Annotated in this window: 21 protein-coding genes; 6 read left to right on the top strand and 15 right to left on the bottom strand. The window is 67.8% G+C overall.

Annotated elements, in window-relative coordinates; genetic code table 11:
• Nucleotides 1-8: 8 nt before the first annotated feature.
• A complete protein-coding gene (locus tag A1D30_RS12200; protein ID WP_131798454.1) occupies nucleotides 9-1,856 on the top strand; it encodes an ATP-binding protein in 1,848 nt (615 codons plus the stop codon).
• On the opposite strand, the gene A1D30_RS12195 is transcribed toward A1D30_RS12200, so the two are convergent.
• Nucleotides 1,747-3,180, bottom strand: a complete 1,434-nt coding sequence (locus tag A1D30_RS12195; RefSeq protein ID WP_063461070.1) for an MFS transporter — start codon at nucleotides 3,178-3,180, stop codon at nucleotides 1,747-1,749. The genes A1D30_RS12200 and A1D30_RS12195 overlap by 110 nt on opposite strands.
• A gap of 223 nt (nucleotides 3,181-3,403) precedes the next feature.
• On the opposite strand from A1D30_RS12195, the gene A1D30_RS12190 reads away from it, so the two are divergent.
• Complete coding sequence (locus A1D30_RS12190; protein ID WP_063460995.1) at nucleotides 3,404-4,258, top strand: M48 family metallopeptidase; 855 nt, start codon at nucleotides 3,404-3,406, stop codon at nucleotides 4,256-4,258.
• Between the two features lie 56 nt (nucleotides 4,259-4,314).
• Here A1D30_RS12190 and A1D30_RS12185 read toward each other — a convergent pair whose 3' ends face one another.
• From A1D30_RS12185 to A1D30_RS12160, 6 genes are all read right to left on the bottom strand, one after another.
• Nucleotides 4,315-5,403 (bottom strand): diguanylate cyclase, encoded by a 1,089-nt coding sequence (locus A1D30_RS12185; RefSeq protein WP_082836433.1) that lies wholly within the window; start codon nucleotides 5,401-5,403, stop codon nucleotides 4,315-4,317.
• A 178-nt stretch (nucleotides 5,404-5,581) separates the two neighbouring features.
• A complete protein-coding gene (locus A1D30_RS12180; protein WP_063460993.1) occupies nucleotides 5,582-5,875 on the bottom strand; it encodes a DUF2218 domain-containing protein in 294 nt (97 codons plus the stop codon).
• 35 nt (nucleotides 5,876-5,910) lie between these two features.
• On the bottom strand, nucleotides 5,911-6,693 hold the full coding sequence (locus A1D30_RS12175; RefSeq protein WP_063460992.1) for an ABC transporter ATP-binding protein: 783 nt from the start codon (nucleotides 6,691-6,693) through the stop codon (nucleotides 5,911-5,913).
• On the bottom strand, nucleotides 6,690-7,793 hold the full coding sequence (locus A1D30_RS12170; protein ID WP_063460991.1) for an iron ABC transporter permease: 1,104 nt from the start codon (nucleotides 7,791-7,793) through the stop codon (nucleotides 6,690-6,692). The genes A1D30_RS12175 and A1D30_RS12170 overlap by 4 nt, the downstream gene beginning before the upstream one ends.
• 21 nt (nucleotides 7,794-7,814) lie before the next feature.
• On the bottom strand, nucleotides 7,815-8,774 hold the full coding sequence (locus A1D30_RS12165; RefSeq protein WP_063460990.1) for an alpha/beta hydrolase-fold protein: 960 nt from the start codon (nucleotides 8,772-8,774) through the stop codon (nucleotides 7,815-7,817).
• On the bottom strand, nucleotides 8,774-9,949 hold the full coding sequence (locus A1D30_RS12160) for an ABC transporter substrate-binding protein (protein WP_063460989.1): 1,176 nt from the start codon (nucleotides 9,947-9,949) through the stop codon (nucleotides 8,774-8,776). Before A1D30_RS12160 ends, A1D30_RS12165 begins: the two co-directional genes overlap by 1 nt.
• A gap of 244 nt (nucleotides 9,950-10,193) precedes the next feature.
• On the opposite strand from A1D30_RS12160, the gene A1D30_RS12155 reads away from it, so the two are divergent.
• Together A1D30_RS12155 and A1D30_RS12150 are read left to right on the top strand one after the other, a co-directional pair.
• Nucleotides 10,194-11,189, top strand: coding sequence for a helix-turn-helix transcriptional regulator (locus A1D30_RS12155; RefSeq protein ID WP_242421876.1), 996 nt, complete (start codon nucleotides 10,194-10,196; stop codon nucleotides 11,187-11,189).
• Nucleotides 11,190-11,636: 447 nt separating this feature from the next.
• Complete coding sequence (locus tag A1D30_RS12150; RefSeq protein ID WP_063460987.1) at nucleotides 11,637-13,808, top strand: TonB-dependent siderophore receptor; 2,172 nt, start codon at nucleotides 11,637-11,639, stop codon at nucleotides 13,806-13,808.
• A gap of 162 nt (nucleotides 13,809-13,970) precedes the next feature.
• On the opposite strand, the gene A1D30_RS12145 is transcribed toward A1D30_RS12150, so the two are convergent.
• The 7 genes from A1D30_RS12145 to A1D30_RS12115 form a co-directional block, all read right to left on the bottom strand.
• Nucleotides 13,971-14,609 (bottom strand): MBL fold metallo-hydrolase, encoded by a 639-nt coding sequence (locus A1D30_RS12145; protein WP_063460986.1) that lies wholly within the window; start codon nucleotides 14,607-14,609, stop codon nucleotides 13,971-13,973.
• A gap of 96 nt (nucleotides 14,610-14,705) precedes the next feature.
• A complete protein-coding gene (locus A1D30_RS12140) occupies nucleotides 14,706-15,320 on the bottom strand; it encodes a hypothetical protein (RefSeq protein WP_063460985.1) in 615 nt (204 codons plus the stop codon).
• A 1-nt stretch (nucleotide 15,321) separates the two neighbouring features.
• A complete protein-coding gene (locus A1D30_RS12135; RefSeq protein ID WP_063460984.1) occupies nucleotides 15,322-15,684 on the bottom strand; it encodes a response regulator in 363 nt (120 codons plus the stop codon).
• Between the two features lie 23 nt (nucleotides 15,685-15,707).
• Nucleotides 15,708-17,345 carry a GGDEF domain-containing protein gene (locus A1D30_RS12130; protein WP_082836429.1) on the bottom strand — a complete coding sequence of 546 codons (1,638 nt, stop codon included), beginning with the start codon at nucleotides 17,343-17,345 and terminating at the stop codon, nucleotides 15,708-15,710.
• Nucleotides 17,326-17,802 (bottom strand): molybdopterin-dependent oxidoreductase, encoded by a 477-nt coding sequence (locus tag A1D30_RS12125; RefSeq protein WP_157891329.1) that lies wholly within the window; start codon nucleotides 17,800-17,802, stop codon nucleotides 17,326-17,328. The genes A1D30_RS12130 and A1D30_RS12125 overlap by 20 nt, the downstream gene beginning before the upstream one ends.
• A 389-nt stretch (nucleotides 17,803-18,191) precedes the next feature.
• Entirely contained in the window at nucleotides 18,192-20,099 is a 1,908-nt protein-coding gene (locus A1D30_RS12120; RefSeq protein WP_063460982.1) for a GspE/PulE family protein, read from the bottom strand.
• Between the two features lie 18 nt (nucleotides 20,100-20,117).
• Nucleotides 20,118-20,921, bottom strand: coding sequence for an exodeoxyribonuclease III (locus tag A1D30_RS12115; protein ID WP_063461068.1), 804 nt, complete (start codon nucleotides 20,919-20,921; stop codon nucleotides 20,118-20,120).
• A gap of 10 nt (nucleotides 20,922-20,931) precedes the next feature.
• On the opposite strand from A1D30_RS12115, the gene pyrE reads away from it, so the two are divergent.
• Both pyrE and A1D30_RS12105 read left to right on the top strand, forming a co-directional pair.
• A complete protein-coding gene (gene pyrE, locus A1D30_RS12110) occupies nucleotides 20,932-21,630 on the top strand; it encodes an orotate phosphoribosyltransferase (protein ID WP_063460981.1) in 699 nt (232 codons plus the stop codon).
• A 33-nt stretch (nucleotides 21,631-21,663) separates the two neighbouring features.
• A complete protein-coding gene (locus tag A1D30_RS12105; RefSeq protein WP_063460980.1) occupies nucleotides 21,664-22,323 on the top strand; it encodes a DUF4124 domain-containing protein in 660 nt (219 codons plus the stop codon).
• Between the two features lie 148 nt (nucleotides 22,324-22,471).
• Here the strand turns inward: A1D30_RS12105 and gatB are convergent, their stop codons facing one another.
• On the bottom strand, nucleotides 22,472-23,920 hold the full coding sequence (gene gatB, locus A1D30_RS12100; protein WP_063460979.1) for an Asp-tRNA(Asn)/Glu-tRNA(Gln) amidotransferase subunit GatB: 1,449 nt from the start codon (nucleotides 23,918-23,920) through the stop codon (nucleotides 22,472-22,474).

Genomic DNA, 23,920 nt, shown 5'->3' with positions numbered 1-23,920 from the left:
GTGGCGCGTTGTCCTTGTTGCTGTGTGGCGGGGCCTTTGCGCAGGAGGAGCCAATCACCCTTGACTTCGCGCAGGCCTACCTGGAGCCTGAGGGTGCGGCGGCCTGGGCCGGTCTGGTGACACTTCCGCACCTCTGGGACAAAGCCTACCCGGGTCGCGCGGGGCGTGCGCGCTATCGGCTGGAGCTGCCGCCGGTTCCGGCAGATGGTGTGCTGCGGGGGCTCTTCTTCTCTCGGGTCGGCAATCAGGTGGAAATTTTTGTGGGGGGCGATTTGATTGCGCATCGCGGCGTTCTGGGCGACAGCCGCCACGACGCGACCAAGGCGCCGCTGTGGGTGCCCGTGCCGGCGAGCCTGCTTTCCGCCACCACACCCACGGTGCTGGAGGTGCGCATAGCGGTGCAACCGGTGCGCTGGGGTGGGTTGGCGGCGCCACGCTTTGGCACCGAAGCCAGTTTGCTGCCGCAGTACCGCGAGCGCTACGTCTGGCGGCAGTGGGGGGCCGTTGCTGTGGTGTTTGTGCTGGCACTCACGGGGGTGATTGCCGGGGGGCTCTGGTACCTCAACCCTGAACCCGTGTATGGCTACTTCGCGCTGTGCGCACCTTTTGGCATGCTGCGATATGGCGACCGGCTGTGGGAGGTGCCCCCCCTGGGCTGGCCTCTGTGGGGCGGGATCGTGGCCTTCTCATTGACGGTGCATATGCTGCTGCTGGTGCGGTTCTCGCTGGCTTTGCTGGGCCGCGACGGCATGGGCGTCCGGCGTGGCTTTTGGGCCTTGCTGGTGGCCGAAGCCGTGCTGGTGTGGTGCGCCTACGGCTTGGGCAAGCCTTGGTGCTGGACAGCGGGCCTGGCGCTGCTGTTCGTGCCTTCTGTCTGGACCTATGCCATGGCGGCCCGTGATGCCTTGGTGGCGAGGCAGACAGAGGCCGTAGCGTTGTGTCTTGCCTGCTTCATTCCTCTTGGCGCTGGTCTTTACGACTTCCTGGAAATTCGGGTGTCCACCGAAAGTGTGGGCCGCTCTTCTTATCTGCCCCTGGCCACGATGCTGTTTGCATTGCTCATGGGCTGGCTCATCCTGAACCGTTACGCGCGGCAGGTGCGCGCATACCAAGGACTGCGCAATTCGCTGGACGAGAAAGTGCGCCAGCGAGAGCAGGAGCTGCAGGTCAGCTATGCGCTGCTGCAGCAGGAGCACGCCCAGCATGCCGCGTTGCTGGAGCGCCAGCGCATCATGCGCGACATCCACGATGGCGTGGGCTCGCAATTGGTGGGCTTGCTCAGCCTCATCGGCAAGGGTCGCGCCAGTCGCGCCGAGCTGCGTGAGCATGCGAACGCCGCGCTGGATGAACTGCGCATGGCCGTGGACGCCATGCAGCCGGTGGATGGTGACCTGGCCACTGTGTTGGCCACGCTGCGATACCGGCTGCAGCCGCGCCTGGCAGCCACAGGAATTCAGGTGGACTGGCAGGTGGAGGAGTTGCCTACCCTGGACGGCCTGACGCCGCACATGGTGCTGCAGATCCAGCGCATCCTGCTGGAAGCCTTCACCAATGTGCTGCGGCATGCCCAGGCGACCAGTGTGCGGGTGTGTGCCCGCTACCAGCCGGAGATGCTGCACCAGTCGCCGCGCCTGGTGCTGGAGATTGCTGACAACGGGATCGGCATGGACAGCACGGTCCAGACAAGGGGCCAGGGACTGTCCAACATGCGGGCAAGAGCGCAGGCCATCGGCGCCCTCCTGGAGATCACGGCTGCACCGGGTCAGGGGACTTGTGTCCAGATCGCGTTGCCTGCACCCGGGACGCCAGCCACACCAGCACCAGCACCGGCAGCCCCAGCAGCGCCGTCGATGTGAAGAAGTGCGCATAGCCAAACGCATCCACATAGTCGCCCGAGAAGCCCGCCACAAACTTCGGCAGCAGCAGCATCATCGAGCTGAACAGCGCGTACTGCGTGGCCGAGTAGCTCACGTTGGTCAGGCTCGACAGGTAGGCGATGAACGCGGCCGAGGCGATGCCGCTGGCCAGGTTGTCGGCCGAGACCACGGCAATCAGCGCCGTCACGTCGTGCCCGTGGCCCGCGAGCCAGGCAAACAGCAGGTTGCTGGCCGCGCTCAGGATCGCGCCCAGCATCAGGATGCGCATCACGCCAAAGCGCATCGACAACACGCCGCCCACAAAGGCGCCCAGCAGCGTCATCACCACGCCATACACCTTGGTCACGGCGGCCACCTCGTCCTTGGTGAAGCCCATGTCAACGTAAAACGGGTTGGCCATGATGCCCATGACCACATCGCTGATGCGGTAGACGGCGATGAGTGCGAGGATCAGTGCCGCATGCCAGCCGTAGCGGCGCAGAAAATCGGCAAATGGCGCCACCAGCGCGCCCTGGATCCACTCGGCGGCGTTCTTGGCCGGGGGCAGCGCCACCGGCGCGGGCTCGCGCGAGAACAGCACGGTGACCACGCCCACGGCCATGGACGCCGCCATCACCAGATAGGCCGTTTGCCAGGCACCGTTCTGGTACGCCACGGTGCCTTGTGCCGCGCCCTGTACAACGCCCTGCAGCACGGCCTGGCCCACGGCGGGCGCCACCTCGGCGCGGGCCGCAATCCACAGCACGCCCGCCCCGGCCCAGATCATCGCCAGCCGGTAGCCCGTCTGGTACGAGGCCGCCAGCGCCGCCTGGTGGTTGGCATCGGCCGACTCGATGCGGAACGCGTCGAGCGCAATGTCCTGTGTGGCCGAGCCAAACGCCACCGCCAGCGCGCACCACACGATGGGCCCGAGCGTGTGGCGCGGGTCGGCCAGCGCCATGCCCACCAGCCCGGCCACGATCAGCGCCTGCGACAGCAGCAGCCAGCTGCGGCGGCGCCCCAGCGCCGGGGTGAGCAGTGGGATCGGCATGCGGTCCACCAGCGGCGCCCACACCCACTTGAAGCCATAGGCCAGGCCCACCCAACTGAGGTAGCCGATGGTGCTGCGGTCGATGCCCGCCTCGCGCAGGCGAAACGAGAGCGTGCCCAGCACCAGCAGCAGCGGCAGCCCGGCCGAGAACCCGAGCGTGAGCATGCGCAGGCTGGCGGGCTCCAGGTACACGCGCAGGGTCTGCAGCCAGGGGGTGCGGGCGGGTTTTTCGGGCGAAATGCTGGGGGAGGAGGACGTGGAGGTGTCTGACATGGGCGGGCGGGGGTTTTGTCTATCATCGCCGACACCCTTGTCGTCCAGCCCCGCTGCCTCCATCTGGGTGGCAGACGCTGCTGCAAACCACAGGGTCGGTCAGCGCCGCCTATTATTCCCAGGACTTACGCAAATCGGGATGCAACAGCCACCTTGGCGTGGCTGGATCCGTGTGCCTGAGGCCTGTTTTGCGTAAGTCATTTTTCCTTCAGGTGATTCTGGTATGTGCCTCTTTTGCCCCACCCCTTCCGCCGCACCCTCGTCCCCCTGGTCTGCGCGCCGGGCCTTTTTTTTGCTGGCAGCGGGTGCTGCCGCAGCCACGCCGGTGCTGGCGCAGGTGGACGTGGGCTCGTCCTCCAGCCTGCGCAAGCTGGTGCCCGCCGAGACGCTCGAAAACTCCGCCGCCCAGCAATACCGCCAGATGCTGGAGCAAGCCCGCGCCAAACGCGCGCTGGCCCCCGACAACCACCCCCAGCTGCAGCGCTTGCACGCCATTGCCAAGCGGCTGATCCCGTTCACCACGCCGTGGAACGACCGCGCCAAGCAATGGCGCTGGGAGGTCAACCTCATCGGCAGCCAGCAGATCAACGCGTTTTGCATGCCCGGCGGCAAGATCGCGTTCTATACCGGCATCCTTGACCAGCTCAAGCTCACCGACGACGAGGCCGCGATGATCATGGGCCACGAAATGGCCCACGCGCTGCGCGAACACGCGCGCGAGCGCATTGCCAAGACGCAGGGCACCAACCTGGCGCTGCGCCTGGGCTCGCAGCTGCTGGGCCTGGGCGACCTGGGCCAGGCGGCGGCCGGGCTGGGCGGGCAACTGCTCACGCTGCAGTTCAGCCGCTCGGACGAAAGTGATGCCGACCTGGTGGGCCTGGAGCTGGCCGCGCGCGGCGGCTACCAGCCCTCCGCCGCCGTGAGCCTGTGGCAGAAGATGGGCAACGCCACGGGCGGCAAGCAGGGCGGGCTGGCGTTTTTGTCCACCCACCCCTCGGGGCCCGCGCGCATCAAGGAGCTGGAGCAGAACGTGCCCAAGGTGCAGGGGCTGTACGAAGCGGCTCGCCGGAACGGCTGACCCAGGATCGGCTGCTCCGCAGGCGCGGGCCGGCACGCATTGCCCGCCACCGGGCGTCAGCCCGCCGTGACGCGGTTGCGGCCGCCGTGTTTGCTTTGGTACAGCGCCTTGTCGGCCCGTGCAATGGCGGCCTGCAGGTCGTCACCGCTGGCCACCTGCACCACCCCGAAAGACATGGTCAGCGGCACCGGGTTGTTCTGGTGGTACACGGTGGTCTGTTCGATGGCCACCCGGATGCGCTCTGCCACCTCCAGCGCAGAGGCCAGGGGGCTGGCAGGCATCAGCGCCAGAAACTCCTCGCCGCCCCAGCGGGCGATCACATCGCTCTCGCGCAGGTTGCGGGAGAGCACCCCCGCCACCGTCACCAGCACCTGGTCGCCCGTGGCATGGCCATGGCGGTCGTTGACCTGCTTGAAGTGGTCGATGTCGCACAGCAGCAGCGCCACCGGCTCGCCCGTGCGCTGGATGCGCGCCAGCGTATGCCCTGCCAGGGTGTAGAAATGGGCACGGTTGTTCAGCCCGGTCAGGGCATCCAGCGTGGCCTGTTTGAGCAGCCGGTTTTCAGCGATGAGGATGGTGCGGCGGTAGAACGCGGCCAGCGCCGCAAACATGCCAAACACCACGCAGACGTGGATGGCGTTGACGATCTGCTGCCCCTTGCCCGCCAGCGGCGCCAGGGCGCCCCAGTGGTCGCAGGCCCAGCGCAGGCCCAGGTAATAGGCCAGCAACGCCAGCACGATCGGCGTGGCGTACCGGCCTGAATTGGCAATCACGACGGCCGGGATGAACAGCAGCAGGTAGTAGTGAAAACCGCTGTCCCAGCCCACCAGCAGCGAACCCAGCGCCGAGTGGGCAACCACCTCCAGCCAGATCAGCAGGATGCCCGCCGTGTTGTGCCGCCGCTGGATGAGCGCATACGCGACCAGGTACATCGCGATGCTGCCCACGTTGACCAGCGCCAGCGGCAGCGATCCCAGCCAGAGGAAAAGTGCGATGTACCCGCAGTCGATGGCTGCTGCCGTCAAGGCCACCCTTTGCGCCATGGCCCAGTAGGCCTTGCCAGCCACGCTGGAGCCACGCTGCGGAACGGCAAAGGGGCGGGGCGGACGGGCGCTGGGGGAGGGGGTGCTTGCAGAGGATGCCATGGCGTGACGGGGCCCGGTGCGCTCCTTCTGCACGCGGGTTCTTAACAAAATGTCACATCCTAGAAAGCTGGCGGGTGGGCCATCTTCCGATCTGGCAGGTCAATGCCTGCCATTTGCGGTATCGGGCCGCCCCAGGCCGCCGCAGGTCGCCCTTTGGACCCGAAGGCCCGGCGCATGCTTACCCGGTCTGGACGGGCTGCCAGCTCACGGCCACGGGGCTCTTGCGCGAGAACAGCTCCACATGCGAGTCGATGGCGAACTGCACCCGCGCCAGGCTGGCGTCGTCCTCGGCGCTGCAGTCAAAGTGCAGCGCTTCGCTGTCGGCGCGCAGCACACACAGGCCCCAGGGGAAGTGGGCCTCGCCCCGGTGCTCGTCGTAGTCCACGCGGATCTTGCGCGTGAAGTGGTAGCACAGGCGCTGCAGATAGCGGCTGGCCTCGGGGGTGGGCACATGGCCCTCGCGTCGCATCATGGGTGGGTGTCGTTGTTGTGCGGAAAGTGAAGGGGCTATTGCGGCAGCGCCGCGTCGGCCAGCACCAGCAGGTGGCCCTCGGAGCAGCGCTCCACGCGGGCCAGTACGCCATAGGCGCGCTGCAGCAGCGCGGGGGTGAGCACGGTGGCCGGGGCGCCCGCCGCCAGCACGCTGCCGCCGCCCAGCACCAGCACATGCTGGCAAAAACGCAGGGCCAGGTTCAGGTCGTGCACGGCCACCAGGCCGATCGCACCCTGCTGGAGCACCAGGGCGCGCACGGCCTGCAGCACCTGCAATTGCCAGCGCAGGTCGAGCGCGCTGGTGGGCTCGTCCAGCAGCAAGAGGCGCGGCGCACGCACGATGACCTGGGCCAGGCCCACCATCTGGCGCTGCCCGCCTGAGAGTTCGTCCAGTCGCCGCAGCGCCAGCGCCTGCAGGCCCAGCGTGGCCACCACCGACTCGATGGCCGCCTCGCGCTGGGCGGTGCTCCATTCGCTGCGGCTGGCGCGCAGCGCGCTCTGCCAGGTTTCGTAGGCCACGAGCGAGGTGCTCTGCGGTAGTGCCTGCGGCAGGTAGCCCACGCGGCGCAGGCGCTCGCGCGGCGCCAGCGTGGCCAGGTCGGTGCCCTCCAGCCACACGCGGCCCTGCGCAGGCCGCAACCCGGCCACGGCCTTGAGCAGCGTGGACTTGCCCACGGCATTGGGGCCCACCACGGCCACCAGCGTGCCTGCGGGCACGCCCGGCAGTGTCACGCCCTGCAGCACGGGGCGGCCGGGGTACCCGGCGGTGAGCTGGTCGATCTGCAGGCCGTCCTTCATGCCACCCTCCGTTGGCGCAGCACCAGGGTCATGAACAGCGGCACGCCCACCAGCGCGGTGATGATGCCAATCGGCAGCACCACGCCCGGCACCAGCGCCTTGCTCAGGATGGACGCGAGCGACAGCATCAGCGCCCCGGCCAGCGCGCTGCCCGGCAGGTAGTAGCGGTGGTCTTCGCCCAGCAGCATGCGCGCGATGTGCGGCCCCACCAGGCCCACAAAGCCGATCGTGCCCACGAACGACAGCGCCGTGGCCGCCAGCAGGCTCACGCGCAGCAGCGTCACCAGGCGCAGCCGCTCCACCGCGATGCCAAAGCTGCGCGCCTGGTCCTCGCCCGCGCGCAGCGCCGTGAGCGCCCAGGCCTGGCGCGCCGACCACAGCAGGCACAGCGACAGCACCGTGCCCACGATGCCGATCTTGGTCCAGGTGGCGCGGCTCAGGCTGCCCATGGTCCAGAACACGATCTGCTGCAGCGCATTGCTGTCGGCGATGAACTGCAACAACCACAGCAGCGCCTCGAAGCTGAGCAGCAGCGCAATGCCGAACAGCACCACCGTGTCCACCGTCGCGCCCTGGCGCCAGGCCAGCAGCTGGATCAGCGCCGTGGCGCAGGCCGCGCCCACAAAGGCGCACAGCGGCACGGCTAGGTTCTCGCCCCAGGCCAGCAGCGTGAAGCCGCTGACCACGGCGGCCGAGGCGCCCACGGCGGCGGCGGCCGACACGCCCAGCGTGAACGGGCTGGCCAGCGGGTTGTTCAGCGCGGTCTGCATCTCGGCCCCGGCCAGGCCCAGGCTGGCGCCCACCAGCACGGCCATCACCGCATAAGGCAGGCGCACCTCCCACAGGATGACCTGCTGCGCCTGGGGCAGCGCGCCGGGCGTGAACAGGCCGCGCAGCACATCGGCAAACGCGAAAGTGGAGGGCCCCAGCGCAATGTCGGCCACCACGCTGGCGCACAGCACGGCCAGCAGTGCGGCCAGCAGCAGCAGGCGGCGGCGCACGAAATGCCGGTAGCGCTGCGCGAGCGCGCCAGCGGGCGGTGGGGTGGGGGAGGTGGCAGCGGAGGCCAAGGCGGTTGCGGAATCAGGCACGGCAGACATTGCAAAAGGGGGGTGAAAGGCTCAGCGCGCCTGCTGCGCCAGCGCCAATGCATCGACCAGGCCGGGCAGCATCACGCTGCCATGGTCCAGGCCGGGCAACACGGCCATCTGCACATGCAGCGCGGGCCATTGCAGGGCCGTGAGCTGCTGCGCCAGCGCCTCGGTGCGCTCCAGCAGGCGGCGCTCGGCCTGCACGGCGGCGCGCGCGGGCGTGGCGGCCGCTTGCGCATGCTCCAGGCTGCCCACGCGCAGCTGCAGCCGGGCGCTGAAGGCGCGGGGCGCTGTGGCATGCGCCTGCATGAACTGCGCTGCCGTCTGCAGCACCTGGCCCTGGTTCCACCACACCGACGGGCTGGTGGCCGCGTAGCGGGTGAACTGCGCCGGGCGCGTGAACAGCGCATGCAGCACGAACAGGCCGCCAAAGGAGTGGCCGGTGATCGTCTGGCGCTGCGCATCGATGGCAAAGGCCTGCGTGATGCGCGGCTGCAGTTCGCGGGCGATGAAGCCGAGCAGCCGGTCGGCGCCGCCCGCCTGGGGTGTGGCGCTGCCGCCCGGCGGCGGTGGGGTGTAGTCGCGCTGGCGCTCGGCGGGGTGGATCACCGCGTCGCCGGGGTGCCCAATGCCCACCACGATGGCCGCGTCGGGCCGCAGCTCGGGCGGGCGCGCGGCGTCGTTGCGGGCCAGCTGCGCGGCCAGCGCAAAGGCGGCGTTGCCGTCCAGCACATACAGCACCGGGTGGCCCGTGGCGGGCGCGGGGCCTGCGGGGCGCTGCACCCAGATGCGCCAGGTGTGGCCGCTGGCCGGGTCGCGCAGGTCCTGCTGGTGGGTGCCTGGCAGTGTGGCGGCGGGGGCCTGCAGCAACTGTGCGGGCGCCGCCGGGCCACCGCTGGCGCAGCCACCCAGCAGGCCCAGGCTGGCGCCAGCACCGGCGGCCAGCAGCGCGCGGCGCGTGTTGCCTGGCGCGGGGTAGGGCACGGGCATCAGAGGCTGGTCCAGTACACGCCGGTCAGCGGGATGGGCTGGAATTGGGTGAACATCGTCTGCAGCGTGGCGCGTGGGTCCAGGTCGGCAAACAGCTCGGGGTGCAGCCATTTGGCGAACACCTGCACGGCCACCACGTTGAAGGGCGAGTTGTAGTAGTGGTGCCAGATGGCGTGCGCGCGGCCCGGCTGCTGCACGGCCTGCAGCTGGGCGATGCCCCGGCGCTGCGTGGCGCGCAGCAGCGAAGCGCGGGCCGCCTCGGGCGTGGCGTCGGCCCCCAGCACGATGCGCAGCGGCGACTTCTCGGCCGTGGCCATGCTGCCGATGCCGGTGCCGATGTACAGCCGGGGCTGTGTGGCAATCAGAAACTCGGGGTTCAGCGTGCCGTGTTCGCCCGGGATGCGGCCGCGCGCCACATTGTCGGCGCCTGCGGCATCCAGCAGCACGCCCACCAGGCCCACCATGGTGGCGCAGCATTCGTCGGCCAGGCCCACGCGGTTTTCCAGGAACACGGCCGGGTGGCGGGTGCCCGCAGGCAGGCTGCGCAGGCGCGACTCGACGCGCTCCAGCTGCGCGCGCCAAAAACTGTTGAAGGCCTGGGCCTCTTGGCGCTTGCCCAGCACGGCGCCCAGCAGCTCCATGCTGCGGGTGGTGTTCTTGAGCGGGTCGTGGCGGAAATCCACAAACACCACGGCCACACCGGCCGCTTCCAGGCGGGCCAGGGTTTCGCGGTCGTTCTTGCTCGGGCCATGGCCGCCCGCCAGGCCCAGGATGGCCAGCTGCGGGCGCAGCGCAATCGCCTGCTCGTCGCTGAAGCTGCCCGCGTTGTTGCGGCCCACGCGCGGCACCTTGTCCAGCTGCGGGAAGCGGTTGCGCCATTGGGCGTAGCCAGCGGCGTCCAGGGTTTCGTAGTCGCCCATCATGCCCACCAGGCGGCGGGCCACATCCTGGCGCTCGAACACGCCCAGCGCGGGCAGCAGGCGGCCTTCGCCGAGCAGGATGCGGTCCACCTGGGCGGGCAGGGTCACGCTGCGACCGGCCAGGTCGGTCACGGTGTGGGTGGTGGTTTGCGCTTGCGCGGGGGCGGTGGCCGCAGCGGCCAGGGCGCACAGGAACGTGGCCAAAACGTAGCGGGCCGCCTGGGCGGGCCGCCAGCGGGAAAGGGTCAAGGTCATGGATGGCAGGGTGCTTGCAGGCCAGCCCGATGGTGGACCGGATAAAAATCACTATTGAGAATCATTTGCATTTATTATCGCAAGTTGCTAGCATCCCATGGCCCGGTGCCCGCCGTGTTTGCGGGGTGGAGAAAAACCTTTGCGCCAGCGCCCGATGCGACCAGGGCCTTCCCGTGCCCCATCTTCTGCCGCTATCGGAGCCACACCGTCCCGTCCCTTCACCTGCCGGAAAGCCCGCCTGCCCATGTCCGTTGTCAGCCCCTTGCATGTCCAGCCCTCGGCGCCGCCGTCGGAAGGCATGCAGGCGTCGCTGCAGCGCCACTTGCAGCGCGTGCGGGTGCTGCGTCCCGGGCTGCACCTGCATGCCGACGACACGGCCGACGTGCAGGACTTCACCGCCAGCGGCGAGATGGAGGCGGGCCTGCGCATCGTGCTGCTGCTGGAGGGCTCGGTGGACGTGAGCTATGGCCCGCGCCGCGTGGCCTTGTCGTCCGGCGCCACCAGCCAGCCTGCGCGTGGGCCTGGCCTGCCGCGTGCGCTGCTGGTGTCGGTGGCCGAGCCCGAACGGTTTGAGCGGCGCGGCCGCCGGGGCGCCTATGCGCGCCGGGTGAGCGTGGGCCTGGGCGGCGAATGGCTGGAGCAGGTGGCGGGCCCGTCGGCGTCAGATGCCATCGAAGCCTTTCGCCGCCAGCACCTGGCCATGCACCACTGGCAGCCCTCGGCCCGCATTGCGGCCGTGGCCGAGCAGATCACCCGCGCGCCCGACCTGAGCCCGCTGCTGCTGCACCTGTACCTGGAAAGCCGCGCGCTGGAGCTGGTGGGCGAGGCGCTGGCCAGCCTGTCGCAGCACGCCCCCGGGCCTGCACCGGCGCCCGCCCCGGCACCGGCCCCCGCTGCCGCCGCGCTGCGCCTGCTGCCCCATGAACACCAGCGCATGCGCGCGCTGCACGCCTTTTTGCAGACCGATGGCGCCATGGACATGTCCCTGGACGCCCTGGCGCGCCAGGCGGGCACCAATGCCAACACGCTGCAGCGCCACTTCCGCGCCGTGTACGGCACCACGGTGTTCGACTTTGTGCGCGAGCACCGCCTGCAGCGTGCGCGCCACGCGCTGGAGCAGGACGGGCTGACGGTGGGGCAGGCGGCGCTGGTGGCGGGCTACAACAGCGCCGCCAACTTTGCGACGGCGTACCGCAAGCGGTTCGGCATGCCGCCGAAGCTGGCCCGCGGGAGGATCTGACGCCCCCCTGAGCCGCTTCGCGGCTTCCCCCCCAGGGGGACGCCACCCGTGGCCTGGCAAAGCCAGCTCCACGGTGGCACTGGCGGGGGCGTGCCCATTGCGAGCGCGTGGGGAGGTTGGAGGCTCCTGATTCCTTTGCAGCGCGTTTCTCCAGGGAAGGCGCCTCCAACGTGGCTTGGCCGTTTGCTCTTTGCGGGCGGCGCGGGTGCTGCAAACATCTTTGTTGGCCGTGCAAACACAGGCCCAGGGGCCGCGTGGAACCATCGCTGCATGCCGGATGCAACGCGTCGGCACGCCTCGCAGCGCATTCTGGGCACCGCTTTTGCGCAGCTCCGTCAAGGAGTTGGTTTGCGCTCTGCATGAAATCGCACTCATTCTTGTTTGCAATCCGTTGCCGGGGCGGCTCTTCCCTTTCTTTCCTCCCGTTTTTGATTCAGGACTTCCTCTATGCAGACTCGCCACCCATCCCGGGGTGCCTCCCCGGCCCATCCTTTTGCCCTGCGCCAGATCGCCCAGGCCTGTGCGTGGACCTTGCTGGCCGGGGCAGGCGCGGCACTGGCGCAAAGCCCGGCCGCCCCGGTGGCGCTGAAGGAGGTGACCGTGAACGCGGCGGCCGAAGCGCCCGAGAGCCTGCCCGCCGCAGCGCCCGGCGGCAAGGTGGCCCGGGGCACGCGCCTGGGGGTGCTGGGCAATGTGGGCGTGATGGACACGCCCTTCAACATGACGGGCTACACCGCCGAAGGCATTGCCGACCAGCAGGCGCAGACGGTGGGCGCGGTGCTCAAGAACGACCCCTCGGTGCGCACCACCACCAACGAGGGCCATATCGTCGAGAACTTCATCATCCGGGGCTTTGGCGTGGGCGCAGGTTCCCTGGCCATCAACGGCGCATACGGCTTGGCGCCGGAGCAGAACACACCCACCGAGATCTTCGAGCGCGTGGAAGTGCTCAAGGGCCCCGGCGCCATGATGATGGGGCTGCCACCTGCAGGTGATGTGGGCGGCGCCATCAACCTCGTGCCCAAGCGCGCGGGCAAGGAGCCGCTGACGCGCGTCACCACCACCTATTCGACCCAATCCAACGTGGGCGTGCATGCCGACGTGTCGCGCCGCTTTGGCGCGGACCAGCGCCTGGGCGTGCGCGTCAACGGCGTGCTGTCGGGCGGCGAAACCTGGCTGGACCACCAGACCAAGGCGCGCGAGATTGGCCACCTGGCGTTCGACTACCAGGGCGAGGGCTGGAACATCGAGGCCGATGCCTATTCGCTGACAAACAAGGTGCGCAAGGGCTCGCCCATGCAGCCCATCCTCACCGGCTGGACCACGGTGCCCAAGGCGCCCGACGGCTCCACCAACTTTTTCTATGGCGAAGGCGTGTACAGCAACACGCAGACGCAGGGCCTCCTCGTGCGCGGCCAGGCCCGGATCAGCGCGGGCTGGACGGCGTTTGCATCGGCGGGCAAGGCCGAGCATGCCTACGACGGCTTTATCTTCGGCACCCGGCCCGTGTGGACCCCGGCCAATGCCGCCACCGGCAATGCCACGGGCACGGCCTACAACTCCTGGGGCGAGTACGACACCACCACGGCCGAGCTGGGCCTGCGCGGCCAGTTCAGCACCGGCGCCGTGGCCCACAAGCTCACCCTGGCCGCCAATGTGTTGAACTACCAAGGCGGCAGCCGCGCCAACGGCACGGCCGCCATCAACAGCAACATCTACCACCCCCGGCCCATCACCATGCCGGCCGGTGGTGCCGCATCCACCTACAACACGCTCAACGACGACGTGATGACGGCGCTGAGCGTGGTGGACACCCTGGCGTTTGCCGATGACAAGCTGCAGCTCACCCTGGGCTTGCGCGCGCAGCAGGTGAACCAGAAGCTCAACAAGTACAAGGAAAGCGCCGTGACCCCGCTGGTGGGTGTGGTCGCCAAGCCCTGGGGCGAGAACGTCTCGCTCTACGGCAACTACGTGGAAGGCCTGAGCGCGGGCACCACCGTGAAGGCACCCTATGCCAACGAGGGCGAAACCTTCAAACCCTACAAAAGCAAGCAGATGGAGGTGGGCGTGAAGTGGGTGAGCGGCAGCCTTACGCAAACGGTGAGCCTGTTCCAGATCAGCAAGCCTGCGCTCATCGAGGCGGGCAACCGCCAGGTGCTCGATGGCGAGCAGCGCAACCGGGGCGTGGAATGGAACCTGTTCGGCCAGCTGACCCCGGCGCTCAGCCTGCTGGGCGGCGTGGCCTACACCGAGGCCGAGCAGACCCAAACCACCAAGGGCGTGAACCAGGGCCGTGCGCAGTTCGGCGTGCCCAAGCTCACGCTCAACCTGGGCGCCGACTGGGCCATCCCCGGCGTGCAGGGCCTGTCGGTCAACGGCCGGGTGAACCACACGGGCGCCCAGTGGCTCACGGGCGACAACAGCGTCAAGCTGCCCGCCTGGACCACGCTGGACGTGGGCGCACGCTACGCCACGCGCTTTGGCGCACAGCCCGTGGTGCTGCGCGCCACGGTCACCAACCTGGCCAACCGCGCGTACTTCGACAGCATCTGGGGTGCAGGCCGGGTGAACGTGGGCGCGCCGCGTGCCGTGCGCCTGTCGGCCGCGTTTGACTTCTAAGGTGGAGAGAGGCCCTTGCCATGGAGACCGGCGTGCGACCTGGTGGGCGCGCCGGGCTTCAGGGTAGGGAGTCTATTGCTTCAAAATTGATAGCTATTACTGCTTATCCAGTGCGCGGTAACGGCCAAAAAAGCATAAATTTCAGCGCGCGGGCGCACCGCCTCAGGTGCCGCCCACGTAGGGGTTGCTCTTGCGCTCGCGGCCAAAGGTGCTCTCCGGTCCATGCCCGGGGATGAACACCGTCTGGTCGCCCATGGGCCACAGGCGCTGGGTGATGCTGTCGATCAGATCCTGGTGGTTGCCCATCGGGAAATCCGTGCGGCCGATGCTGCCCGCAAACAGCACATCGCCCACAAAGGCCCGGTCGATCTGCGGCGCATGGAACACCACATGCCCGGGCGTGTGCCCGGGGCAGTGGCGCACGGCCAGCGTCTCGTCGCCAATCTGCACCGTGTCGCCATCCGCCAGCCAACGCGTGGGTGTGAAATGCTGCGCGGGCGGAAAGCCGAACATTGCGCTCTGCTGCGGCAGGCCATCAATCCAGAACTGGTCGCCCGGGTGCGGCCCAACGATGGGCAGCCCCAAACGCGTGGCCAGCTCGCCCGTGCCCCCCGCATGGTCGATGTGCGCATGCGTGAGCCAGATCTGCGACAGCGTGAGGCCCAGGCGCTGGATTTCAGCCAGCAGCACATCCAGATCGCCCCCGGGGTCGATCACAGCGGCCTGCTGCGTGGCATCGCACCAGACGAGGGAGCAGTTCTGTTGGAACGCGGTCACGGGGACGGTGAGGTAGCGGAGCATGGGGGCGGGAGGTGGAGTCCAGGGCGCGCCAGCCGCAATGGGGTGGCGCAACGAAGGGTGGCGAGTGTCGCACAGCGCACCGCGCGGGCCTCGGCGTCAGTCCATCTCCGCCGGCCGCCCCAGCAGCCGGTTTACCGCCGCACGCAGCCCTTCCAGCGATGTGGTGTTGAGCACAAACACCACAAACCCCTCAATCTGGCTGGTGAGCAGCTCGAAGCGGATGTGCAGGAAGACCACCAGGTGGTTCTGGATGCGGGTGCCCAGGATGGTGCGGCTGTCGCCCACGTCGATGCTGGGGGGGCTGAGCTGGAATTCGTTGCCCAGCAGGTCGGACAGCGCGGCGATGCAGGCGTTGAGCATGACGTTGCCCACCTCGGTCATGGCGTCCTGCTCGATGGCGCTGAGGTCTTCGCCAGGCATGCTCTGGCCTGCGACGATGCGCACGATCTCCAGGCTCTTGTGGCCAGGGAAGATCAGCAGGGCGTCGCCGTTGAAGGTGCCGCGAAACGGCTGGCGCACGCCGTACATGGTGCTGCCTGCGGCCCCCAGCTGCTGGGCGGCTTCGCTCACGGTGAAGATGCTCACGTGGGGCACCGACAGCAGCACTTCGTCGTGCATGAGGGCGCCCATGGCGGCGGCGGCCTTGCCTACGCCGATGTTGAAGATCTCGCTGAGCGCGTCGATTTGTTCGGTATCTAGCTGCACCGTCATGTCAGGCTCCTGCCAGCGCCGCGAGCTGGGTGGCTGCGCTGGCGGTGATGGGCTTGGCGATGAACACCATGCCGGCTTCTTCGATGCGCCCCTGCACGGCGGTCTGCACGTTGGCCGTGAGGATGGCAATCGGCACGGCGGGCAGGATCTCGCGCAGCGCAAGGGCGGCCTCCAGGCCGTTCATGCCGGCCATGTTGAAGTCCATGGACACGAGGTCCACGGGGTTCTCGCGCACCAGCTGCAGGGCTTCTTCGCCGCTGCTGGCATGCACGATGGTCCATTGGGGGTGGGCCTGCAGGATCAGGCCCTGCAGGATGAGGCGCGACATGCGGCTGTCGTCAACGATCATTAGGCGCAGGCTCATGGTGTGTAGGGCAGGCGGTGGGGTCAAGGTTGTCCGATAGCGGCTTCGTAGGCAAGCACTTTGTTGCGGCCTGTGGCCTTGGCGCGATACAGCGCCTGGTCGGCATCGACCAGCAGGGGTTCGATGCCCGCATGGTGTGCGGCCATTTCGGCCACGCCGATCGAGATGGTGAAGGAGAGCGGCTGGCCCTGGGGCGACATGAGGTTCATCTGGGCCATGGCGCTGCGGATGCGTTCGGCCACCACCGTGGCGCTGTCGGCCGTGGCGTGGGGCAGCAGTACGGCAAATTCTTCGCCCCCCAGGCGGCCCAGCAGGTCGGCGTCGCGCAGGGCATGGCCAATGGCCTCGGCGCAGGTGCGGATGGCCACGTCGCCCATCTGGTGGCCGTGCCGGTCGTTGATGCGCTTGAAGTGGTCGATGTCGATCATCAGCACGGCACAGGGCTGGCCGTGGCGGCGACAGTGGTCGAACAGGGCGGTGCTGCGCTCCAGGAACGCCCGCCGGTTGAGCAGCCCGCTGAGCGCGTCGCGGGTGGCCAGCTCGCGCAGCTGGCCTTCCAGCGCCTTGTGGGCGCTGATGTCAAAGCCCCACAGCAGGTGCGCCAGCTGCCCTTCCACCTCGATCAGGCGGGCCGACAGCGAACTCCAGCGGGGGTCTTGTTCGCCAATCATCGCTTCCATGGCATCGACCTGGCCGTAGCGGTCCAGGGCCTGGGTGAAGCGTTCGCGGGTTTCGGGGTCGTGCAGCAGCTCGGGCAGGAACAGGGTCTCGGGCGCGGCCTTGAGCCCCAGGCGTTCGGTGAGCTGGCGGTTGATGAAGTGCACGCGGCCGCTTTCGACCTCGGCCAGCACCACGTCGCTGGGGCTGGTGTTCAGGATGAAGCTCAGCAGCGCGCGGCCTTCTTCGATCTTGCGGGTGCGGCTGGCCACCCGCACTTCGAGCTGGCGGTTGGCCTGCACCAGCTGCTGCGATGCGGCGCGGGCCAGGCGGGTGTCGCGCACCAGCTTGGCAATCAGCAGGGCCGTGCCCAGCAGCAGCCCGCCCAGCACGGCACTGAGCACCAGAAAGCGCTGGGACAGCTGTTGGCGCGCCTGGTTGGCCTCCTGGGCGCTGAAGAGGTGGACGTTGGCGACCACTTTGCGCAGGCGGTCCAGCAGGGTGTCGGACTGCCGCACGATGTCGGCGGTGATGGCCGCAGCCTTGCCGTTGCCGTTCTGGGTGGCGAGGGGGGCCAGCTGGGTGGACCAGCGCTCCACCAGCGGGCGCAGGCTGTCCAGGTCCTGGGCGGCTTCGGGCAATGCCTCGCGCAGCTGGGTGCTGACGCGGGGCCCCCGGCCCGAGGTGTCGAGTGTGCCGAGCAGCACTTCCAGCCGCTCCTGCAGGTCTTGTGTGCTGGCCTCGCGGGCCCGCACCTTGCGCGCCAGCAGGCTCACCCGGGCCAGCTCGTTGTGCACGCTGGACACGTACCACAGGTCGTTCTGCTGGTGGGGCTGCGCCAGCACATGGGTCTGGCGCAGCGTCCACCACAGGGTGGCGGCCGTGGCCAGCGCCATGGCCGCCACCATGGCCAGCAGCCAGTAGGTGGCGTGCGGGCGGGGCTGGCCGGGGGGGATGTCGTTGGCCGCCCGGCGGGGCAGCGGTTTACCGGAGGGTGACTGCATGGACCTGCCAGATGGATCGGTTGATGTAGTCCTGGCCCTGCAGCTGGGGGTGGGTGCCAAACGGGTAGATCAGGATCAGCGGCCCCTTGTCGCGGATGCTGATGCGCTCGCCGTCGCGGCTGTACGCCAGGATGGGGTCGTAGCGCACGAGGTCGCTCCAGGGGATTTCGATGGCGTAGTCGTTGAGCGCGGTCAGCAGGATCTGGCTGTGTTCCCCTCCACCCAGCTGCTCGACCAGGTGGCGCAGCGAGACGCCCCGCCAGCGGTGCTCACCCGCCAGGCCGAGTGCCGCAGGGAGCGTGACAACAATCTCTTTGGCAGGCAGCCTGGCCAGGCCCTTGAGGTCGCAGGCCTGGGGGGCGCTGCCCTGTGGGGCGTGCAGCTGCAGCACACGGCGGCTGTCGGGGCCGGGGCACACCGGGCCCGCGTGTGCCCACTGTGGGCCCCAGAGGGCCATCAGGGAAATCAAGGCGGCGCCTGCGCGGGGCAGGACGGCAGTGGCTCTGAACATCATCACAACTTTCACGTCTTCCGTTTCCGCCGATGCAAGGAGCCGGGGCTGGTGCGGGTCTTTCATCGAAGCCCCGGCCTGGGGGCAGGGGGCGGGCACAGGGTGACTATGCAGGGGAAAGCACGAAATCCGACAGGTTCAAAACGGAAAATCGCCACAAATAGGGCGTCTTGACAATTGTTGACGTTGCTTGCGGTGTTTTTGGCGCGTGCACCCCGGTGGGGGTGCGGTGGTTGCACTTGCTTACATGCTCCCACCGGGCACCGGGGTGTGCAACCCCGGCTTACCCGCACACCGGGCCCCGTCCGCCGTGAAACGCCTGCGCCTGCAGTGCGCTACAGGTTGGTGGCGGCCACCACCTCGGCCATGTCGGTCAGGCCCTGCAGTGCCTTGTCGATGCCGTCCTGGCGCAGGGTGCGCATGCCAGCCGCCAGCGCCGAATGGCGGATGTCCGAGGCCGGGGCCCGGTGGCGGATGTGCTGGCGGATGGTTTCGTCGCTCATCATCAGCTCGTGGATGCCCAGCCGCCCGTGGTAGCCGTGGTTGTCACATTGTTTGCAGCCCACATGGCGCCACAGCTGCAGCTCGCCCTGGGGCCCGCCGTATTGCTGGCGCCAGCGCGCGATCTGTGCCTCGCGGGCATCGGCGGAGTTGTTGGTGCCGCTGTCCAGGTACTGCGAAGCCAACTCCAGCAGCGTGTCGTGGTCGGCCACATGCGGCGCGCGGCAGGCGGTGCACAGGCGGCGCACCAGGCGCTGGGCCAGGATGGCGAGCAGCGAATCGGAGAAGTTGAACGGGTCCAGGCCAATCTCCAGCAGCCGCGCAATGCTCTCGGGCGCCGAGTTGGTGTGCAGCGTGGACAGCACCAGGTGCCCGGTGAGCGAGGCCTCGATGGCGATGCGCGCGGTTTCCTCGTCGCGCATCTCGCCGATCATGATCACGTCGGGGTCGGCGCGCAAAAAGGTGCGCATGGCGGCGGCAAAGGTCCAGCCGATGCGCGGGTTCACCTGCACCTGGCGCAGGCCCTCCTGGGTGATCTCGATGGGGTCTTCGGCCGTCCAGATCTTGCGGCCTGCGGTGTTGATGTCGCGCACCACCGAGTGCAGCGTGGTCGTCTTGCCGCAGCCCGTGGGGCCACACACCAGCACCAGGCCGTAGCTTTTTTGCACCACAGCCCGCAGGGCCTGCAGGTTGGCGGGGCTCAGGCCAATGTTTTCCAGCGGCAGGGGCTTGGCGCCTGCCAGCAGGCGCAGCACCACGTCTTCCAGACCGCGCGAGGTGGGCACGGTGACCACGCGCAGCTCCACCGGCGGGCCGCCAAAGCGGGCAAAGTCGATCTTGCCGTCCTGGGGCTTGCGGTGCTCCGAGATGTCCATGCTGGCCATGATCTTGATGCGCGCCACCATCGCAAAGCGGTAGCGCGCAGGCAGCTCCAGGTAGGGCACCAGATCGCCGTCGATGCGCAGGCGCACGCGCACATTGCGCGGGGCGGGCTCGGTCTCGATGTGGATGTCGGAGGCGCGGTGGTTGATGGCCTCGTCGATCACCGAGTTGATGAGCCGCACCAGGGTGTTGTCCGACTCGCTGATCACGTCGGCCTGTTCGGCATCGGCGTCTGGCGCGGCACTGCTCAGGTTGGTCAGCAGTTCTTGCGAGGTGGCGCGGGCCCCTGCGCTGGCGTTGCCCGGCGCTGTGGGCGTGGTGCGGTAGGCCTTGTGGATGGCAGGCATCAGGGTGCCCGGCGCGGCCTGCAGCGGGATCAGTCGGCGCTGGGTCAGAAAGCGCATCTCGTCCACCAGCACCCGGTCCCAGGGGTCGGCCATGAGCAGCACCAGCGCGTCCTCGCGGGCAATCAGCGGCAGCACGGACTCGCGCTCGGCCACGGCGCGGGGGATCAGGGCCAGGGCCGAGGCCTCGGGGGTGATGTCGCCGGGGTGCACCGTGTATTCACCCAGCCAGGTGGCAATCACGTTGCGCAGCTGTTCCTGGGTCAGGGCCCCCCGGTCCACCAGGATCTGGCCGATGGGGCGGTGCTGGCCCTGGCTGCGCTCGGTCTGCTGCGCCTGCAGGCCCTCGGACAACGCGGGCGTGGCCAGCAGCCCGGCATGCACCAGCGCCTCGCCCAGGTGCCGCGCCTTCCCCACTGTGGGGTGGGGGGTGGAAATCTGCTTCCACAAGGCCTCTGCACTGGGCGGCCGAAAACTGTGGGCGGGTGGGGGTGCGGAGGCAGCGGCGTCGGTCATCGGGTCAGCAGGGCCGGGTCATAGACGGAATTCGTAGTCCACCGTGATGGGTGCGTGGTCGGAGAACTTCTCGCCCTTGTAGATGGATTCGGTGCGTGCCAGCGCCGCCAGTGTGGGGGTGGCCAGGTGGTAGTCCAGCCGCCATCCCACGTTGTTGGCATAGGCCTGGCCGCGGTTGCTCCACCAGGTGTAGGCGGTGTCGGTGGCGGTCGGTTGTAACTGGCGGTAAACGTCGATGATGCCGCCGCCTTCATCAGTTGTGTGCAACAACTTTGTCATCCAGGCGCGTTCTTCGGGCAAAAAACCACTGTTTTTCTGGTTGCTGCGCCAGTTTTTGAGGTCGATTTGCTGGTGCGCAATGTTGATGTCACCGCACAGGATGAATTCGCGTTCGGCTTTCAGGCGCATGAGATGCGGGTGGAACTCGGCCAGAAAGCGGAACTTGGCCTGCTGGCGCTCTTCGCCCGAGGAGCCACTCGGAAAGTAGGCGCTGATGATGGACAGCTTGCGCGCGGGCGTGTCAAAGCGCAGCTCCACATACCTGCCTTCTGCATCAAACTCTTCAGATCCATAGCCAACTACTATGTCGGAGGGCGTGTGCCGGGTGTACACCCCTACACCGGAATAGCCCTTTTTCTGGGCAAAGTGGAAGTGGCCCTGCAGGCCCGCCATGCGCTCGAACCGGTTGGCCATGTCGGCCGCCTGGGCCTTCACTTCCTGCACACAAATACAATCCGGCCGCGTGGCTGCCATCCAGCTTTCCACGCCTTTGCTGGTGGCCGAGCGGATGCCATTGAGATTGAGGCTGGTTAATTTGAACAAGGATTTCCCCATGGTGGATGTTGGCGCGCAAACCTCAGAGCAGGGCCAGCTGGCGCAGGATTTTGTCCGTTTTGCCGTTGAATCGGGCGTGCTGCGGTTTGGTGAATTCAAGACCAAGGCCGGGCGCCTGAGCCCCTATTTCTTCAACGCCGGTCTGTTTGACGACGGCCGCAAGATCGGCCGCCTCGCGGAATTCTATGCAAAAGCCCTGCTGGCCAGCGGCATCGAATTCGACATGGTGTTCGGCCCCGCGTACAAGGGCATCCCGCTGGCCGCCACCGTGGCCGTGGAGCTGGCCCGCCTGGGCCGCAACGTGCCGTTTGCCTACAACCGCAAGGAGGCCAAGGACCATGGCGAAGGTGGCACCCTGGTGGGCGCGCCCTTGAAGGGCCGGGTGCTGATCGTGGACGATGTGATGTCGGCCGGTACCGCCGCCCGCGAGTCCATCGCCATCATCAAGGCGGCAGGCGCCACGCCGCACGCGGTGGCCATTGCGCTGGACCGCCAGGAAAAAGCCACAGAGAATGGCCAGGACGTAGACCACAGCGCCGTGCAGTACGTGCGCCACCAGCTGGGCATGCAGGTGTGCGCTATCGCGCGTCTGGCAGACTTATTGCTCTATCTGGAGCAAAACGGGGAGGATGCAATGCGCTCCCACCATGAAAAAGTGCTGGCCTACCGCCAGCGGTATGGCGTCAACGAGGGGTAGACAACTTTGAGCAGCAGCAAATCGGCGTGGATCATGGGCGGGGTTCTGCTGGCCACCCTGGCCGCCGATTTGGCGCGGGCGCAGGCGCCAGCGGGAGGCATCTACACCTGTGTGGACCGCAATGGCCGACGCCTGACCGCAGACCGCCCCATCCCCGAATGCCTGGACCGTGAGCAGCGCGAACTGAGCCCTTCGGGCACCGTGCGCAGGCAAATCGGCCCCTCTCTCACCGAACAGGAGCGCAGTGCCCAGGAGGCCCAGCAGCGCAGAGAGGCCGAGGCCCGCGCCCGCGAAGTGGAGGAGCGCCGCCGCGAACGCGTGCTCACCACCCGCTATCCCGACAAGGCCACCCACGACGTGGAGCGCGCCGCCGCCATCCAGATGGTCGATGAGGTCACCGCCACTGCAGAAAAACGCATTGCCGAACTCAAGCAGCAGCACAAGGCGTTTGAGGTGGAGATGGAGTTCTACAAACGCGACCCCAACAAGGCCCCCATGACGCTGCGCCGCAAGATCGCCGAGAACGAAGACAGCATGGCCGAGCAGCAGCGTTTCATCGCCGGGCAGGACCAGGAAAAACGGCGCGTGCACCAGCGCTTTGACACCGAGCTGGCCCAGCTGCGCAAGCTGTGGGAATCCCAGCGCCTGCCCGCTGCTGGTGTGGCGGCAGAAACGCCCGCTGCCAGCCGGTAACTGCGGGCCATTGAAAAGCAAAAAAACAAAGGGGCCGCGAGGCCCCTTTGTTTTGGTCGTTGCTGTGTTCAGCCTGTCAGGCCATCAAGCCATCAAGCCATCAAGCCATCAAGCCATCAAGCCATCAAGCCATCAAGCCATCAAGCCATCAACCTGCGAGCTTGGCGCGCAGCAGCTCGTTCACCTGCGTGGGGTTCGCCTTGCCTTTGCTGGCCTTCATGATCTGGCCGACCAGTGCGTTGAAGGCCTTGTCCTTGCCCGCGCGGAACTGGGCCACGTTGTCGGCGTTGGCGGCAATCACCTCGTCGATGATCTTTTCGAGCGCGCCGGAGTCGTTCATCTGCTTGAGGCCCTTGGCCTCGATGACGGCATCCACGTCCTGCCCTTCACTGGTCCACAGCGCGTCGAACACCTGCTTGGCCGCGTTGTTGGAGATGGTGCCGTCGGCAATGCGCGCGATCAGCGCGGCCAGCTGGGCCGACGACACGGGCGCCTGCTCGATGCCGATCTCGGCCATGTTCAGGCGGCGCGACACCTCGCCCATGATCCAGTTGCTAGCCAGCTTGGCCTGGCCGCAGGCCTTGGCCACGGCCTCGAAGTAGGCGGCCATCGCCTTGCTCTGCGTGAGCGTGGTCGCGTCGTACTCGGGCAGTCCGTAGTCCGCCACAAAACGTGTGGCCATGGTACGAGGCAATTCGGCCATCTGCGCGCGCTGCTCCTCGATCCATTGCTCTGAAATATGTAGCGGAGGCAGATCGGGGTCCGGAAAGTAACGGTAGTCCGCCGCGTCTTCCTTGGTGCGCATGGCGCGCGTTTCGCCCGTGTCGGGGTCGAACAGCACGGTGGCCTGCTGGATCGCGTGGCCGTCTTCGATCTGCTCGATCTGCCAGCGGATTTCGTAGTCAATCGCCTGCTGCATGAACTTGAACGAGTTCAGGTTCTTGATCTCGCGGCGCGTGCCCAGCGGCTGGCCGGGCTTGCGCACCGACACGTTGGCGTCGCAGCGGAAGCTGCCTTCCTGCATGTTGCCGTCGCAGATGCCGATCCAGGTCACGATCTTGTGCAGCTCCTTGGCGTAGGCCACGGCCTCGTCGGACGAACTCATGTCGGGCTCGGTCACGATCTCCAAGAGCGGCGTGCCCGCACGGTTCAGGTCGATGCCCGACTGGCCGATGAAGTCCTCGTGCAGCGATTTGCCCGCGTCTTCTTCGAGGTGGGCGCGCACCAGGCGCACGGTCTTCTTTTCGTCGCCCAAAAAGAACGACACCTCACCGCCTTGCACCACCGGGATCTCGAACTGGCTGATCTGGTAGCCCTTGGGCAGGTCAGGGTAGAAGTAATTTTTGCGCGCAAAAATGCTCTTCTCGGCAATGTGGGAGCCGAGTGCCAGTCCTAATTTGATAGCGCAGGCCACGGCCTCGCGGTTCATCACGGGCAGGGTGCCGGGCAGGGCCAGGTCCACCGCGCAGGCTTGTGTGTTGGGCTCGGCGCCAAAGGCGGTGGGCGCGCGGCTGAAAATTTTGCTCTGGGTAGCGAGCTGGGTGTGGGTTTCGAAGCCGATGACGACTTCGTAGCCATGGATCAGTTTGGCAGTCAT

The organism is Acidovorax sp. GW101-3H11 (genome assembly GCF_001633105.1).
In the GTDB taxonomy this organism is placed as follows: Bacteria; Pseudomonadota; Gammaproteobacteria; order Burkholderiales; family Burkholderiaceae_C; genus Acidovorax.
This window is presented reverse-complemented; position numbering and strand designations above follow the sequence as displayed.

What these genes read in the sequence shown, in the direction of transcription:
- A1D30_RS12195 (WP_063461070.1), bottom strand. Translation starts at nt 3,180, where the DNA reads ATGTCAGACACCTCCACGTCCTCCTCCCCCAGCATTTCGCCCGAAAAA.
- A1D30_RS12190 (WP_063460995.1), top strand. Translation starts at nt 3,404, where the DNA reads ATGTGCCTCTTTTGCCCCACCCCTTCCGCCGCACCCTCGTCCCCCTGG.
- A1D30_RS12185 (WP_082836433.1), bottom strand. Translation starts at nt 5,403, where the DNA reads ATGGCATCCTCTGCAAGCACCCCCTCCCCCAGCGCCCGTCCGCCCCGC.
- A1D30_RS12180 (WP_063460993.1), bottom strand. Translation starts at nt 5,875, where the DNA reads ATGATGCGACGCGAGGGCCATGTGCCCACCCCCGAGGCCAGCCGCTAT.
- A1D30_RS12175 (WP_063460992.1), bottom strand. Translation starts at nt 6,693, where the DNA reads ATGAAGGACGGCCTGCAGATCGACCAGCTCACCGCCGGGTACCCCGGC.
- A1D30_RS12170 (WP_063460991.1), bottom strand. Translation starts at nt 7,793, where the DNA reads ATGTCTGCCGTGCCTGATTCCGCAACCGCCTTGGCCTCCGCTGCCACC.
- A1D30_RS12165 (WP_063460990.1), bottom strand. Translation starts at nt 8,774, where the DNA reads ATGCCCGTGCCCTACCCCGCGCCAGGCAACACGCGCCGCGCGCTGCTG.
- A1D30_RS12160 (WP_063460989.1), bottom strand. Translation starts at nt 9,949, where the DNA reads ATGACCTTGACCCTTTCCCGCTGGCGGCCCGCCCAGGCGGCCCGCTAC.
- A1D30_RS12155 (WP_242421876.1), top strand. Translation starts at nt 10,194, where the DNA reads ATGTCCGTTGTCAGCCCCTTGCATGTCCAGCCCTCGGCGCCGCCGTCG.
- A1D30_RS12150 (WP_063460987.1), top strand. Translation starts at nt 11,637, where the DNA reads ATGCAGACTCGCCACCCATCCCGGGGTGCCTCCCCGGCCCATCCTTTT.
- A1D30_RS12145 (WP_063460986.1), bottom strand. Translation starts at nt 14,609, where the DNA reads ATGCTCCGCTACCTCACCGTCCCCGTGACCGCGTTCCAACAGAACTGC.
- A1D30_RS12140 (WP_063460985.1), bottom strand. Translation starts at nt 15,320, where the DNA reads ATGACGGTGCAGCTAGATACCGAACAAATCGACGCGCTCAGCGAGATC.
- A1D30_RS12135 (WP_063460984.1), bottom strand. Translation starts at nt 15,684, where the DNA reads ATGAGCCTGCGCCTAATGATCGTTGACGACAGCCGCATGTCGCGCCTC.
- A1D30_RS12130 (WP_082836429.1), bottom strand. Translation starts at nt 17,345, where the DNA reads ATGCAGTCACCCTCCGGTAAACCGCTGCCCCGCCGGGCGGCCAACGAC.
- A1D30_RS12125 (WP_157891329.1), bottom strand. Translation starts at nt 17,802, where the DNA reads ATGGCCCTCTGGGGCCCACAGTGGGCACACGCGGGCCCGGTGTGCCCC.
- A1D30_RS12120 (WP_063460982.1), bottom strand. Translation starts at nt 20,099, where the DNA reads ATGACCGACGCCGCTGCCTCCGCACCCCCACCCGCCCACAGTTTTCGG.
- pyrE (WP_063460981.1), top strand. Translation starts at nt 20,932, where the DNA reads ATGGTGGATGTTGGCGCGCAAACCTCAGAGCAGGGCCAGCTGGCGCAG.
- A1D30_RS12105 (WP_063460980.1), top strand. Translation starts at nt 21,664, where the DNA reads ATGGGCGGGGTTCTGCTGGCCACCCTGGCCGCCGATTTGGCGCGGGCG.
- gatB (WP_063460979.1), bottom strand. Translation starts at nt 23,920, where the DNA reads ATGACTGCCAAACTGATCCATGGCTACGAAGTCGTCATCGGCTTCGAA.